9 protein-coding genes are annotated in these 14,739 nt (G+C 71.4%); 4 read left to right on the forward strand and 5 right to left on the reverse strand.

Translation table 11 applies throughout. The annotated features are described in order from the left end of the window. Window positions 1-257: 257 nt before the first annotated feature. Entirely contained in the window at window positions 258-2,846 is a 2,589-nt protein-coding gene (locus GQF42_RS28010; RefSeq protein WP_158924355.1) for a SpoIIE family protein phosphatase, read from the forward strand. Window positions 2,847-2,878: 32 nt separating this feature from the next. Here the strand turns inward: GQF42_RS28010 and GQF42_RS28015 are convergent, their stop codons facing one another. Then, window positions 2,879-4,450, reverse strand: a complete 1,572-nt coding sequence (locus GQF42_RS28015) for a serine/threonine-protein kinase (protein WP_158924357.1) — start codon at window positions 4,448-4,450, stop codon at window positions 2,879-2,881. 419 nt (window positions 4,451-4,869) lie between these two features. Between GQF42_RS28015 and GQF42_RS28020 the strand changes: the two genes are divergently transcribed. Beyond that, window positions 4,870-6,024 carry a glycoside hydrolase family 18 protein gene (locus GQF42_RS28020; protein WP_407699501.1) on the forward strand — a complete coding sequence of 385 codons (1,155 nt, stop codon included), beginning with the start codon at window positions 4,870-4,872 and terminating at the stop codon, window positions 6,022-6,024. Window positions 6,025-6,269: 245 nt separating this feature from the next. Here the strand turns inward: GQF42_RS28020 and GQF42_RS28025 are convergent, their stop codons facing one another. From GQF42_RS28025 to GQF42_RS28040, 4 genes are read right to left on the reverse strand one after another with little or no spacing between them, the layout of a single operon-like run. Next, window positions 6,270-7,040 (reverse strand): succinate dehydrogenase/fumarate reductase iron-sulfur subunit, encoded by a 771-nt coding sequence (locus tag GQF42_RS28025; protein WP_158924359.1) that lies wholly within the window; start codon window positions 7,038-7,040, stop codon window positions 6,270-6,272. Further along, window positions 7,037-8,974 carry a fumarate reductase/succinate dehydrogenase flavoprotein subunit gene (locus GQF42_RS28030; protein ID WP_158924361.1) on the reverse strand — a complete coding sequence of 646 codons (1,938 nt, stop codon included), beginning with the start codon at window positions 8,972-8,974 and terminating at the stop codon, window positions 7,037-7,039. Before GQF42_RS28030 ends, GQF42_RS28025 begins: the two co-directional genes overlap by 4 nt. An 18-nt stretch (window positions 8,975-8,992) precedes the next feature. After that, window positions 8,993-9,814 carry a hypothetical protein gene (locus tag GQF42_RS28035; protein ID WP_158924363.1) on the reverse strand — a complete coding sequence of 274 codons (822 nt, stop codon included), beginning with the start codon at window positions 9,812-9,814 and terminating at the stop codon, window positions 8,993-8,995. A 24-nt stretch (window positions 9,815-9,838) separates the two neighbouring features. Then, entirely contained in the window at window positions 9,839-10,129 is a 291-nt protein-coding gene (locus tag GQF42_RS28040; protein WP_158924365.1) for a hypothetical protein, read from the reverse strand. A 288-nt stretch (window positions 10,130-10,417) separates the two neighbouring features. On the opposite strand from GQF42_RS28040, the gene GQF42_RS28045 reads away from it, so the two are divergent. Both GQF42_RS28045 and typA read left to right on the forward strand, forming a co-directional pair. Then, window positions 10,418-12,610, forward strand: a complete 2,193-nt coding sequence (locus tag GQF42_RS28045; RefSeq protein ID WP_158924367.1) for an ABC transporter family substrate-binding protein — start codon at window positions 10,418-10,420, stop codon at window positions 12,608-12,610. Window positions 12,611-12,773: 163 nt separating this feature from the next. Then, window positions 12,774-14,681: a translational GTPase TypA gene (gene typA / locus GQF42_RS28050; protein ID WP_158924369.1), complete on the forward strand. Its 1,908-nt coding sequence runs from the start codon at window positions 12,774-12,776 to the stop codon at window positions 14,679-14,681. Window positions 14,682-14,739: the final 58 nt, after the last annotated feature.

The raw sequence follows: 14,739 nt of genomic DNA on the forward strand, positions 1-14,739 counted from the left end.
GGGGGCACGGGGGTGTACGGCCGGCGAGGTGTCGTCCCTTGTGCGCCTCGGACCCCAGACCCGTCCCGGCGTACGTGATTCGACGGCGTGTTCCCTGGTTAGAAGAGTGGAAGTGTTGTCACGAAGCGGTCCGAAAAACACCTGGACCATGCTGTGATCGTGAACACCGTGTCGTGCGGCGCCGTAGTGCTGGATACTGCGGGCAGCCGCCCCCGGTGACCGGTGCCGGGCGCGGTGAGCTGGAGGGGACGGTTCGCGTGAGCGAGATACCAGCGAAGGCCACGGAGTCCGAGGACCCGTCGGACGGCGCGAGGAACCAGGCCGAGGAGGCTGCCGCGACGCCCGGCGACGCCATGTGGCAGAGCAGCCCGCCCGGCTCGATCTACGACTACATCCGGGTCGCGTCCTTCTCCATCAGCCCCGGCGGCCAGGTCGACCAGTGGAGCCTGCGCGCCGAGCAGCTCTTCGGCATCCCCGCCGAACACGCCGTCGGCATGGACCCCATAGAGGCCTTCATCGACCCCGACCTGCGCGAGCGCGGCCAGCGCAAGATGGCCGAGATCCTCGACGGGCGGGAGTGGACCGGGGCCGTGCCCTTCCGGATGCCGGACCAGGCCGACGGCACACGCGGTGAGGAGGGGCTGGCCGAGGTCTATGTCATGCCCACCCGGACCGCCGAGGGTGAGAAGGCCGCCGTCTGCATCGTCGTCGACGTGCGCACCCTGCGCAGCATCGAGACCGACCTCGCCGCGTCCCAGGCGATTTTCGGGCAGTCCCCCTTCGGGTTCCTGCTGATCGACACCGATCTGAAGGTCCGTCGGGCCAACGAGCGGTTCGCCTCCATCTTCGGCGGCACCCCGGACGAGCACCGGGGCAAGGGCGTGCACGACTATCTGCCGCGCGGTGAGGCAGAGCGGGTTTCGGCCACCCTGCGGCGGGTGCTGGAAACCGGCCAGTCCATCACCGACATGCATGTCACGGGCCATGTCCCGGACTCCGCGGAGCGCCGGCACTGGTCGGTCAACCTCTACCGGGTGCACGGCGGCAGCGGCCGGCCCATCGGCATCGCCTGGCTCGGCACCGACATCACCGCCCGCCGGGCCGCCGCCCGCGAGGCCGCCGCCGCCCGGCGCAACCTCGCCCTGCTCAACGAGGCCGGGGCCCGGATAGGGAACTCCCTCGACCTGGAGACGACCGCCCGTGAACTCCTCGACGTCGTCGTCCCCGGCTTCTGCGACCTCGCCACCGTCGACCTCTACCAGGGCCTGCTGACCGGCGACGAGACCCCGCCCGGTCTCGCCGACGGCAGCGCCGAGCTGCGCCGTGTCGCCTTCGCCAGCGCCGTCTCCGGCGCCCCCTTCCAGGGCGGCGGCGAACCGGTCGCGCTCGGCGCGGTCCACCACTTCCCCTTCAACTCGCCGTGCTCCGACGCCCTGCGCACCGCCCGGTTGCAGCACGTGCCCGCCGAGGACGGCGGCCTCGTGCAGTCCACGCTGGCCGTGCCGATGGTCGCGCACGACACCGTCGTGGGCCTCGCGCAGTTCGCCCGCACCAAGGGCAGCGAGCCGTTCGGCGACCGCGACCGGGACCTGGCGATGGAGCTGGCCGCGCGTGCGGCCGTCTGCATCGACAACGCGCGCCTGTACCGGCGCGAGCACGAGCGGGCGCTGATACTGCAACGGTCCCTGCTCCCGCCCGGCGACCCCGAGGCCTCCGGACTGGACATCGCCTGCCGTTATCTGCCCGGCAACGCGGCCACCGAGGTGGGCGGCGACTGGTTCGACGTGATCGAACTGCCCGGTCACCGAACGGCGCTGGTCGTCGGCGACGTGATGGGCCGGGGCCTGCGGGCGGCCGTGGCCATGGGTGAACTGCGCACCGCGGTACGGACGTTGGCCCTGCTGGATCTCGAACCGGCCGAGGTGCTCTCGGCGCTGGACGAGATCGCCCGGGGGCTCGGCACCCCGGGAGGTGTCCAGCAGGCCGGCCGCACGGCCCGCCAGCCGCGCGACGCCGACCTGTCCGAGGTCTACCTCGCGACCTGCGTGTACGCGGTGTACGACTCGGTCACCAGACGCTGTACCTTCGCCAACGCCGGGCATCTGCCACCGGTCCTGGTCGAACCCGGCGAGCCGGCGCTGATGCTGGACGTGCCGCCCGGCATGCCGCTCGGCGTGGGCGGCGAACCCTTCGAGGAGGTCGAGGTCGATCTGCCGGAGGGAGCCCTGCTCGCCCTCTACACGGACGGCCTGGTCGAGTCCCGTGACCATCCGCTGGACGAGGGGCTGCAGGCCTTCGTCGGTGCGCTCAGCGATCCGGCGCCACAGCTCGAGGACGTCTGCGACCACGTCCTCAACACCCTCGACACCCATCACGGCGAGGACGACATCGCGCTGCTCATGGCGCGGGTGCAGGGGCTGCCGGCCGAGTCCGTCGGCGACTGGACGCTGCCGCGCGAGCCCAAGAGCGTGGGGCGGGCGCGGGAGTACGCCAGGACGCAGCTGGTCGGCTGGGACCTGGAGGGGCTCGTCGACACGACGGAACTGCTCGTCAGCGAGCTGGTCACCAATGCGCTGCGCTACGGCGAGGGGGACATCCGGCTACGGCTGCTGCTGGACCGGACGCTGGTCTGCGAGGTGTGGGACTCCGGCCTGGTCCAGCCGCGTCGCCGACGGGCCCGGGACACCGACGAGGGCGGCCGGGGGCTGCAGCTGGTCGGGTTGCTCAGCGCGGCGTGGGGCTCGCGCCGGACGCCTCGCGGCAAGACGGTGTGGTTCGAGCTGCCGCTCCCCGGCGGGGAAGCGGGCCTGACGGATCCGGCGGAGGCGTTGCTGAGCCTCTTCTGAGACGACGCCGGGCAGCGAGGGGACGACACACCCTAGGCGGGCCCCGTCCGGCGGCGGCCCCTTGTCTCCGGGCCGCCGTAGCTTGCCGGTGGGTCGCCGTTGTCGTCCTCCGCCAGCAGTACGCCGCCCTGGACCGCACCGGCCAGGCCCGGGACGACCTGGGTGGCGGCCGGGTACGGGGTGCCGTGGGTGCGTACGTCGCGTTCGGACAGATCCCGGGCCTCGCGGGCCGCGGTGTCGGCGCGGTCGGTGTGCCCGGCGGCCAGTTCGCCCACCGCCTGGGCCAGGCGGACCCGGGCCTGCGGGCCCACCACGCCGCGGTGCACCGTGATGAACCCGTCCGCCCCGGCGACGGAGCCGCGCGCCACGAGCAGCGCCGCCGCGGCCACGACACCCGCGCGGCCGTCCTCCAGCCGCTGGACCGCCCGCACGATCCGGTGCAGCGCGTCCAGCGGGTCGTAGGGGCCCGATATCAGCTCGTCGCGTACGACGGCCAGCACGGTGTCGGCGTGGGTCAGCCGGGCATGCAGTTCGCCGCTGGTCAACGGCTTGCGTCCACGCTCCTGGCGGGCTGCCGCAAGCTCCGCCTCCGCGCCGGTCAGCGTGGCCGGCAGCAACCCCGCCGCCTCGGCCAGTTCCGTCGCCAGGCGTTCCACCCCGGATATCAGGACGCCGGCCTGGGCCACCGCGCCCTCGGCCGCGCGCAGGAGCCCGGCGGCCCGGTCGCCGTCGCCCCGGTCCGCGGCCTGGCGGGCGTCGTTGAGCCGGGCGGTGGCGAACACCAGCCGGTCCTTGGCCTGTTCGACATACCCGGTGACAGGGTCGAGGGCCGAGGGGGCGTACCGCTCGTGCAGCGCCGCAAAGGTTTCCTGCGCGGTCACCGTCCGCCCCGCCAGCTGCCGGAACCGTCCCTCGGCGACCTCCAGCGCCCGGTCCAGCCCCGGCCCCTCCAGCCCCCGCAGCAGATCCAGCGCCGCCGCCCCGGTGTCCAGCCGGCGCCCGGCCTCCGCGCACCGGCCGATCACCCCCACCAGCGCCTGCCGCCGAGCCGCGGCCTCCTCCGGCACCCCCTGCTCGTAGCGCCGCCAGATCGCGCACGCGGCCGCCAGCTCGGTCTGCGCGGACCGCAGGGCGTGCGTGAACTCCTCGGTGTCCTGCCACGCGAACCGCTCCTGGACGAAGGAGAGTTCCTCCCGGCTGGTGCGGACGCAGTCGTCGGCCAGGACCAGCGCCTTGCGGGCCTGGCGTTCCAGGGCGGCCGGGGCGGGGGCGGGCGGAACGGCCGAGACGATGCCCGGGGTCGTACGGGTACGGGCGCGCCGGGTGCGGCGCAGATAGCCGTAACCGGCCAGTACCACGGCTGCGACTCCCACGACGAGGGGCAGCACGAGGTCCACGGCGGACGTACCCCCCTGCTGCGGCGCGGCGGCGCCCGCGACCGTCCCGGTGTCCGCCAGGGGAACCGGATCTTGCGCGCCGACCGTCATCACCGGCAACACCAGCCACCCGAATCCGGCCACGGCACCCAGCACGGCATGCGCCACCCGTATCCGTATGTGCGCCTTGGCGCGCCGGGGCCGGCCCCGGATCAGGGAGGACGTCACATTTCGGAGCGTATGGGCAGGTAGGCCCCTCCGCGAGCGGGGCGGATACGGGCGGGGGACGAGGGGACAGGGGGCAGAAAATGGACAGTGACAGCGACCGCCGGACGGACCGACCGCCGGAAGGAGCCGACAACGAGGACACCCGGCAGACACCGCCCGCACCCACGGGAGAGAGCCCCGCGAAGGCGGCGGGCGACGGGAGCCTGGACGGTTCGGGGGGCGGGGTGCCGGATGGTCCGGTGGGCGGGGTGCGGGATGGTGGGGGCGGTAGGGATCTGGCTGGGGCTGGTCCGGACGGTGCGGACCCGGACCCGGAGGGCGGGAACCCGGATGGTCCGGGCGGCGGGGACCCGAGCGGTCCGGGTGGCCGGAACCCGAGCGGTCCGGGCGGTGCGGCCCCGGATGGTCCGGTGGGCGGGGTGCGGGATGGTGGGGGCGGTAGGGATCTGGCTGGGGCTGGTCCGGACGGTGCGGACCCGGACCCGGAGGGCGGGAACCCGGATGGTCCGGGCGGCGGGGACCCGGATGGTCCGGGTGGTGGGGACGCAAGCGGTCCCGGGGGGCGGAAAAGGCTGCGTCGTCGTGTCCTGCGCTGCACCGCTCTCGTTCTCGCCCTCCTGGTCCTCCCTCTCCTCACCGCCGAGACGGCCCTGCGCATCAACTACGCCGGCACCCCCGGCGCAGGCGCGAGCACCCGCCACCAGGACGGCCTCTGGCTGGGCCACGCCTGGGTCGACGGCCGGAAGACCGACGAAGACGTGCGCGAACTCGCCCAGCGCCTGAAGGGCACCGGCATCCGTGACCTCTACGTCCACTCCGGCCCGCTGGAACACGACGGCACCCTGCCCGACTCGGCGTATCCCAGGGCCCGTTGGCTGATCGCGGCCGTGCACCGGGAGCTGCCCGGCGTACGCGTCCAGGCCTGGCTCGGTGACGTGCTGGCCACCGAGAGCCCCGACGGGCTGCACCTGGAGCGCGCCGCCACCCGCACCGCGATCCTCGCCTCCGCCCGCCGCGTCCTCGCCACCGGCTACGACGGTGTGCACTTCGACCTGGAGCCGCTGCACTCCGGCGACCGCCACTACCTCTCGCTCCTCGACGGCCTGCGGGCCCTCACCCGCGCCCGGCATGCCCTGCTGTCCGTCGCCGCGCACCAGATCGACCCGCTGCCCGCGTTCCACTCCCTCTGGGGCGCGACCACCGGTCACCCCAAGTGGTGGTCGCAGGCCTACTTCGGACAGGTGGCGCGCCGCGTGGACCAGATCGCCGTGATGTCGTACGACACGATGCAGCCGCTGCCGAGCCTGTACGGCGGCTATGTGGCCCAGCAGACGAGCCTCGCCCTGGAGGTCACCCCCGACACCACCGACCTCCTCATGGGCCTGCCCTTCTACCACGAGAACCGTTTCGGCCACTGGGCCCACGCGGAGACCGTCCCGGCCGCCGTCCGGGGTGTCCGGCTCGGCCTGTCCCGCACCGACGCCGACCGGGTCCGCTTCGGCGTCGCGCTGTACGTCGACTTCGCGGCGACGGAGGCCGACTGGCGCGCCTACCGGGACGACTGGGTCCGGTGACCGGGAAGCGCCGGCCCAGGAGCGTGCTGCCGAGCGGAATCCGGCGGCGGCCCGGGCGTTGGTGAGGGCATGGCCGGCACGCACATGTTCCTGGTGGTGTGCGCTGCTCGGCGGGCCCGGCGGTGCGGTCCTACGCTACCTGGGTCCGCTCGCCCGTGGCCACGGCCTCCTGCCCTGGCTCGGCTGGTGCTGCCGCATGGCCGGGCCGGGCCTGTAGGGGCCGGCCCGGCGTCCCGGCCGCGCGGCTACGACGACCTCCTCCTGATCTTCGAGCCGAGCCACACCAGAGGGTCGTACTTGCGGTCGACCGCGCGCTCCTTCATGGGGATCAGGGCGTTGTCGGTGATGTGGATGCCCTCGGGGCAGACCTCCGTGCAGCACTTGGTGATGTTGCAGTAGCCGAGGCCGTGTTCGTCCTGGGCCGTGCGCCCGCGGTCGAGGCCCGTCTCGGCGGCCGCGTCCAGCGGGTGCATGTCGAGTTCGGCGATCCGCATCAGGAAGCGTGGGCCCGCGAACGGGGCCTTGTTCTCCTCGTGGTCGCGCACCACATGGCAGGTGTTCTGGCACAGGAAGCACTCGATGCACTTGCGGAACTCCTGCGAGCGGTCCACGTCCTCCTGCATCATCCGGTACTCGCCAGGACCCAGACCGGCGGGTGGCACGAAGGCCGGGACCTCCCGGGCCTTCTGGTAGTTGAAGCCGACGTCCGTCACCAGGTCGCGGATCACCGGGAAGGCGCGCAGAGGCGTCACGGTGATCGTCTCGGCACGGTCGAAGACCGACATACGGGTCATGCACATCAGCCGGGGGTGGCCGTTGATCTCCGCCGAGCACGAACCGCACTTGCCCGCCTTGCAGTTCCAGCGCACGGCCAGGTCGGGGGCCTGGGTGGCCTGGAGGCGGTGGATGATGTCCAGGACCACCTCGCCGTCGTTCACCTCGACGGTGAAGTCCCTGAGGCCTCCGCCCTCGTCATCACCCCGCCACACCTTGAAGCGGGCCTCGTAGCTGCTCACTCGTACAGCTCCTCTTCGGCGAGGTACTTGACCAGCTCCTCCTTCTCGAAGAGGGCGAGCAGGTCCGGGCGGATGGGATCGGTGGTCTCGCGGGTCAGGCGGATCTGGCCGCGGGCGTGGTCGCTCGCCGCTAGCCCGCCGGTGGGGTCGGCGAGGGCGCACAGCAGGTTCACGTTGCGCCAGGAGCGCTCCATCGCCGGATGGTCCTCGCGGGTGTGTCCGCCGCGCGACTCGGTGCGCTCCAGGGCCGCGCGGGCCACGCACTCGCTGACCAGCAGCATGTTCCTGAGGTCCAGGGCGAGATGCCAGCCCGGGTTGAACTGGCGGTGGCCCTCCACGCCGGCCCTGCGGGCCCGGGCGCGCAGCTCGCCGAGCTTGTGCAGGGCCTGCTCCATCTCGCCCTCGCGGCGGATGATGCCGACCAGGTCGTTCATGGTCTGCTGGAGTTCCTGGTGCAGGGTGTACGGGTTCTCGGGCGGCCCCGCCTCGCCCACCCGGTCCGCCTCGGCCGAGAAGGGCCGCAGAGCCTCGGCGGACGCCGAGTCGACCTGGGCGTCGTCGACGGCCGGGCGGCTGTCGGCGAGCCGGGCCGCGTGCTCGGCCGCGTGCCAGCCCGCCCGGCGCCCGAACACCAGGAGGTCGGACAGGGAGTTGCCGCCGAGCCGGTTGGAGCCGTGCATACCGCCCGCCACCTCACCGGCGGCGAACAGCCCCGGCACCCCGCGCGCCGCCGCGGTGTCGGAGTCGACCGCGATGCCACCCATCACGTAGTGGCAGGTCGGGCCGACCTCCATCGCCTCCGCCGTGATGTCGACGTCCGCCAGCTCCTTGAACTGGTGGTACATGGAGGGCAGCCGGCGCCGGATCACCTCGGCGGGCATGCGCGTGGAGACGTCCAGAAAGACCCCGCCGTGCGGCGAGCCGCGGCCCGCCTTCACCTCGGAGTTGATGGCGCGGGCCACCTCGTCGCGGGGGAGGAGTTCCGGTGGCCGCCGGTTGTGGTCCGGGTCCTCGTACCACCGGTCGGCCTCCTCCTCCGACTCGGCGTACTTCTCCTTGAACACGTCCGGGATGTAGTCGAACATGAACCGCTTGCCGTCGGAGTTCCTGAGCACCCCGCCGTCACCGCGCACCGACTCGGTGACCAGGATGCCCTTCACCGACGGCGGCCAGACCATGCCCGTCGGATGGAACTGCACGAACTCCATGTTGAGCAGGGGCGCCCCGGCCAGCAGCGCCAGCGCGTGCCCGTCGCCCGTGTACTCCCACGAGTTCGACGTCACCTTGAAGGACTTGCCGATCCCGCCGGTCGCGACGACCACCGCGGGGGCGTCCAGGACGAAGAACCGGCCGCTCTCGCGCTCGTACGCGAAGACCCCGCAGACGCGTGAGCCGTCCTTGAGGATCCTCGTGACCGTGCACTCCTGGAAGACCTTCAGCCGGGACTCGTAGTCCCCGGTCTCCTTGAAGTCCTCCTGCTGCAGGGCGACGATCTTCTGCTGGAGCGTGCGGATCAGCTCCAGGCCGGTGCGGTCGCCGACGTGGGCGAGGCGTGGGTACTCGTGGCCGCCGAAGTTGCGCTGCGAGATCCGGCCGTCCTTCGTACGGTCGAACAGCGCGCCCCAGGTCTCCAGCTCCCACACCCGGTCCGGGGCCTCCTGCGCGTGCAGTTCGGCCATCCGCCACTGGTTGAGGAACTTTCCGCCGCGCATCGTGTCGCGGAAGTGGACCTGCCAGTTGTCGTGCTCGTTGGCGTTGGCCATGGCCGCCGCGATACCGCCCTCGGCCATCACCGTGTGCGCCTTGCCGAACAGCGACTTGCAGATCACCGCCGTACGGGCGCCCCGCTCGCGCGCCTCGATCGCGGCCCGCAGCCCGGCGCCGCCGGCACCGACCACGACGACGTCCCACTCCTGCCGGTCCACCACGGACATCAGACGGTTCACCTGTTCCTAGAAGAAGCGCGGGTCGGCGAAGACCCCGGACGCGACCAGATAGACGTAGAAGTCGGCGAGCCACACGCTGAACAGCGACGCCCACGCCAGCTGCATGTGCCGGTCGTTGAGCCGGCCGACGAACTGCCACGCCTTGTAGCGCACGGGATGTTTGGAGAAGTGCTTGAGCTTGCCGCCGACGATGTGCCGGCACGAGTGGCAGGAGAGGGTGTACGCCCAGATCAGCACGATGTTGACCAGGAAGACCAGGGTGCCCAGGCCCATGTGGCCCCAGCGGTAGTGGGTGTCCCGGAAGGACAGCACGGTGTCGTAGGTCAGCACGGCGGCGACCAGCAGGGCGGCGTAGAAGAAGTACCGGTGGACGTTCTGCAGGATCAGCGGGAAGCGCGTCTCGCCGGTGTACTTCCGGTGCGGCTCGGCGACCGCGCAGGCGGGCGGCGACGCCCAGAACGCGCGGTAGTACGCCTTGCGGTAGTAGTAGCAGGTCAGCCGGAAGCCGAGCGGGAAGATCAGGATGATGATGGCGGGGGAGATGCCCCACCAGCTTCCGAACAGGTCCGCGTTGGGGCCGGCGTGCATGGTCCGGCAGTTCTGCGCCAGGCAGGGTGAGTAGAACGGCGAGACGTACGGCGCGGAGTAGTAGTGCTCGTTCGCGAAGGCCCGCCAGGTGGAGTAGACGACGAAGGCGAACAGACCGGCCGCGGTGGCGGCGGGCGCCAGCCACCAGCGGTCGGTCCGCAGATGCGGTGCTGTGATCGCGGCGCGCGTAGCGGTTCGTACGCCACCGCTGTTCTGTTGGGGTTCCGTACCAGTGGCCAAGGCAGGACTCCGGTAGGTCGGGGATCAGGGGGCGCGGCGGTCGCGGGCACCCAGGCCCTCGTCGTCCGTGTCGATCCAAAGAGAGCGGTCGTACGGCGTGTCGGAGATGGTGACGAGGTCGGGCGGCCGGGGCGTGCCGGAGGTGTCGGCCGTCTCCCTCAGCAGCCCGACGCTCTCACGCAGATGGTCGGCGTCCAGCCGGACGCGGCGCATCTCCAGGCCGTTGGTGCCGAGCTGGTGCTCCAGGCGCCCCAGCGAGCGGTTCAGTTCGTCCAGGGAGCGCTGGACCGAGGTGATGTCGTCGTGCACGGACATGATCTGCCCTCACTTCCGCGGGTCCGGCGGGCCTTGGGCGGCAACGTCATGCGCCTTGGAGTGTTGCGCGCCGCACCTGCCGGTGTGAAGGCATGTGCAGCGATTGGCGGAGGCGTACGGATGTACCAGGGGTGGTGTTGCGCCACACGGGTGGGGTCACCACCCGTTGTCGCCGTGTCGCCCTCTGTTGCCGGATCCTTTCCTCTTCAGTGGGCCGCATAGATCTGATCAGCTCCATATACCGCCAAAAGTGATCATAACGCTCGCGGCTTTCCGGAGGTAGCAGAGATGTCCCACGACGGAGTCGGATCCAGGCCCAGCGCGGTCATGCGTGGGGCGTTCTTCCTCACCGCGGGCGCGCTCGTGGTGCCGTTCCTGGCCGGCTGCAGCTCCGACGGCGAGGTCAACAAGCCGCTCGTCGGGCAGGACGTCGCCCCCGTCGGCCGGGCCCTGGTCGCCGACGGGGGCACGCTCAAGTGGGCCGTCGACGCCGTCCCCGAGACCCTGAACACCTTCCAGGCCGACGCCGACACCGGCACCACCCGGATCGCCCAGGCAGTCCTGCCGTCGATGTTCCGTCTCGACGCCGATGGCCGGCCCGTGCCCAACCCCGCCTACCTGGAGTCGGCCAAGGTCATCGAGACCGAGCCGCGCCAGGTCGTGCAGTACAAGCTGAACCAGCAGGCAGTGTGGAGCGACGGCCGGGAGATCGGGGCCGCCGACTTCCTCGCCCAGTGGCGCGCCCTGTCCGGCAAGAACAGCGCCTTCTGGACCGCCCGCAACGCCGGTTACGACCGCATCGAGAAGATCGAGCGCGGCGCCAACGACCTCCAGGTCCGGGTCACCTTCTCCCGCCCTTACGCCGACTGGAAATCGCTGTTCTCGCCGCTGTACCCGAAGGACGTCATGGGCTCCCCGGAGGCCTTCAACGACGGCGCCCGCCGCAAGCTGAAGGTGACCGCCGGTCCCTTCGCGCTCGGCAAGGTCGACACCGCCGCGAAGGACGTCGTCCTCACCCGCAACCCCCGCTGGTGGGGCCAGCCGGCCAAGCTGTCCCAGATCGAGCTGCACGCCGTGCCCCGCGACCAGCGGGCCGCCGCGCTCGCCGACGGCAGTGTGGACCTCGCCGATCTCGACCCCTCCGAGGCCCAGCGGATCGGGCTCGCCGCCCAGGGCGCCGCGAGCCCGCTGCAGGGCTCCGGCAAGACCTCGGTGAAGAAGCTGCGCTCCTGGGCGCTCGCGCACGGCATCGACTCCGACGAGTCCGAGGACGGCCAGAAGAAGCTGCGCAAGGCCGTCGCCAAGTACCTGGACGAGCAGCAGGCGCTGCGCGACTTCGACGTCCGCAAGTCGCTGGAGCCCGCCTACACCCAGCTCGCCCTCAACGGCTCCGAGGGCCCCCTCTCCGACGAGCGGGTCCGCCGGGCCGTCGCCCGCGCCCTGAACCGCAAGGAACTGGCCAGGCTGGTGCTCACGCCGCTGGGCCTGCCCGCGGTCCCGGTCGGCAGCCACCTCGCCCTGGCCGGGCAGGCCGACTACGCCGACAGCAGTGGCGCTCTGGGCGAGGAGGACACCAAGGAGGCGTCGGCGTTGCTCGGGGACGCCGGCTGGGTGGCCGGGGGCCCGGTCAAGGAGCACAAGAAGACCGGGAAGGCGGCCGGCCCGGAGAGCGGTAAGAAGGACAAGGGCGACAAACAGCAGCCGTCCGACGGCGGCAAGGACGGGCAGTACATCGTCGGCGAGGACAACAAGACCGACGACAACAAGACCGACGACAACAAGGACGGGGGCAACAAGAACGGGAGCCCCGGTGACGGCGGTGACCGGCACCTGGCACAGGAGGGCAGGCACGGGGGAGCCCCCGGGGCCTACGCCCCCAGGGGCACGGCCGCCCCGGCCGCCGCGCCGGCCGGACCGCTCGCCAAGGACGGCAAGCCGCTGCTGCTGCGCTTCGTGCTTCCCTCCGGCCCCGGCTCCGAGACCCTGAGCGCGGTCGCCGAGCGGATCTCGGCCATGCTGGACCGGGTCGGCATCCGGACCACGATCACCAAGGTCTCGGACGAGAGCTACTTCAAGGACCACATCGCCTCCGGCGACTACGACCTGGCGCTGTACTCGTGGCCGTCGTCCGCGTTCCCGGCCACCGACGCCCGGCCGATCTACGCGAAGCCGGTGCCGTCCGCCGACGGCTCGGTGAACGTCGAGCAGAACTACACGCGGGTCGGCACGGACCAGGTGGACCAGCTGTTCGACGAGGCCGCGGCGACCCTGGACGAGGGCGAGGCGCGCTCGCTGATCCGCAAGGCGGACTCGCGGATCTGGGCGGCGGCCGGATCCATTCCGCTGTACCAGCGGCCCCAGCTGGTGGGGGTGAAGCGGAACCTCGTCAACGCCGGCGCCTTCGGGTTCCAGACGCCGGTCTACGAGGACATGGGCTTTCTGAAGCAGGGGGCGAAGGTCGCGGCCAGCCCCAAGGCGTGACCCCGCTGCGGCCCGCGAGGAGATGATCACATGGCCCTGAGGAGGCCGACTCCCTCGGGGCCACGTACCATGGGGTGAGGCCGTGGCGTGTCAAGCCCGGCAAGGCCCGCGTAACGCAGACGTACGCGCAGGCTTTCCTCACCATCCGGGAGTACGGCAACTTATGGCCACGCGCCACGACATCCGCAACGTCGCCATCGTCGCCCACGTCGACCACGGCAAGACCACCATCGTCGACGGCATGCTGAAGCAGGCCGGCGCGTTCGCCGCCCACCAGCTCGACCAGGTCGACGACCGGGTCATGGACTCGAACGACCTGGAGCGTGAGAAGGGCATCACGATCCTCGCCAAGAACACGGCGGTGAAGTACCACCCCAAGGACGGCGGGGAGCCCATCACCATCAACATCATCGACACCCCCGGCCACGCCGACTTCGGCGGCGAGGTCGAGCGCGGTCTGTCGATGGTCGACGGCGTCGTGCTGCTCGTGGACGCCTCCGAGGGTCCGCTGCCGCAGACCCGCTTCGTGCTGCGCAAGGCGCTCCAGCAGCGCCTGCCCGTCATCCTGTGCATCAACAAGACGGACCGCCCGGACTCCCGGATCGACGAGGTCGTCAACGAGACCTACGACCTGTTCCTGGACCTGGACGCGGACGAGGACCAGATCGAGTTCCCGATCGTCTACGCCTGCGGCCGTGACGGCGTCGCCTCGCTGACCAAGCCGGCCGACGGCACGGTCCCCGCCGACAGCGACAGCCTGGAGCCGTTCTTCTCCACGATCCTGGAGCACATCCCGGCCCCGACCTACGACGAGGCCGCCCCGCTCCAGGCCCACGTCACCAACCTCGACGCCGACAACTTCCTCGGCCGTATCGCGCTGCTCCGCGTCGAGCAGGGCGAGCTGCGCAAGGGCCAGACGGTCGCCTGGATCAAGCGCGACGGCTCCATCAGCAACGTGCGCATCTCCGAGCTGATGATGACCGAGGCGCTCACCCGCAAGCCCGCCGAGATGGCCGGCCCGGGTGACATCTGCGCGGTCGCCGGTATCCCGGACATCATGATCGGCGAGACCCTGGCCGACACCGAGAACCCGATCCCGCTGCCGCTGATCACGGTCGACGAGCCCGCGATCTCCATGGTCATCGGTACGAACACCTCGCCGCTGGTCGGCCGCGGCGGCACCGGCAAGGGCGCCGACGCGAAGTCGGCCGTCAAGGACCGCAAGGTCACCGCCCGCCAGGTCAAGGACCGCCTGGACCGCGAGCTGATCGGTAACGTCTCGCTGCGCGTCCTGGAGACCGAGCGGCCGGACGCCTGGGAGGTCCAGGGCCGTGGTGAGCTGGCGCTCGCCATCCTGGTCGAGCAGATGCGCCGCGAGGGCTTCGAGCTGACCATCGGCAAGCCCCAGGTCGTCACCAAGGAAGTCGACGGCAAGGTCTACGAGCCGGTCGAGCGCATGACGATCGACGTGCCCGAGGAGCACATGGGCGCCGTCACGCAGCTCATGGGCGTCCGCAAGGGCCGCATGGACAACATGTCCAACCACGGCTCCGGCTGGGTGCGCATGGAGTTCGTCGTGCCGTCCCGCGGTCTGATCGGTTTCCGGACCGAGTTCCTGACCCAGACCCGCGGCACGGGCATCGGCCACTCGATCCACGAGGGCCACGAGCCCTGGTTCGGCACGCTCCAGACCCGTAACAACGGCTCGCTGGTCGCCGACCGCGCCGGCGCCGTCACCGCGTTCGCGATGACGAACCTCCAGGAGCGCGGCGTGCTGTTCACCGAGCCGGGCACCGAGGTGTACGAGGGCATGATCGTCGGCGAGAACTCCCGCTCCGACGACATGGACGTCAACATCACCAAGGAGAAGAAGCTCACCAACATGCGGTCCTCGACGGCCGACGTGGCCGAGTCGATCGTGCCGCCGCGCAAGCTGTCGCTCGAGCAGTCGCTGGAGTTCTGCCGTGACGACGAGTGCGTCGAGGTGACCCCGGAGGCCGTTCGCATCCGCAAGGTGAACCTGGACGCCCGCGAGCGTGCCCGCGCCGCGAGCCGCGCCAAGCACGGCTGATCCACCGGCAGTTGAGCCCGGGCACCTCCGAAGGGGAGGTGCCCGGGCTTTTTGCAAC

Source organism: Streptomyces broussonetiae (assembly GCF_009796285.1).
GTDB lineage: Bacteria > Actinomycetota > Actinomycetes > Streptomycetales > Streptomycetaceae > Streptomyces > Streptomyces broussonetiae.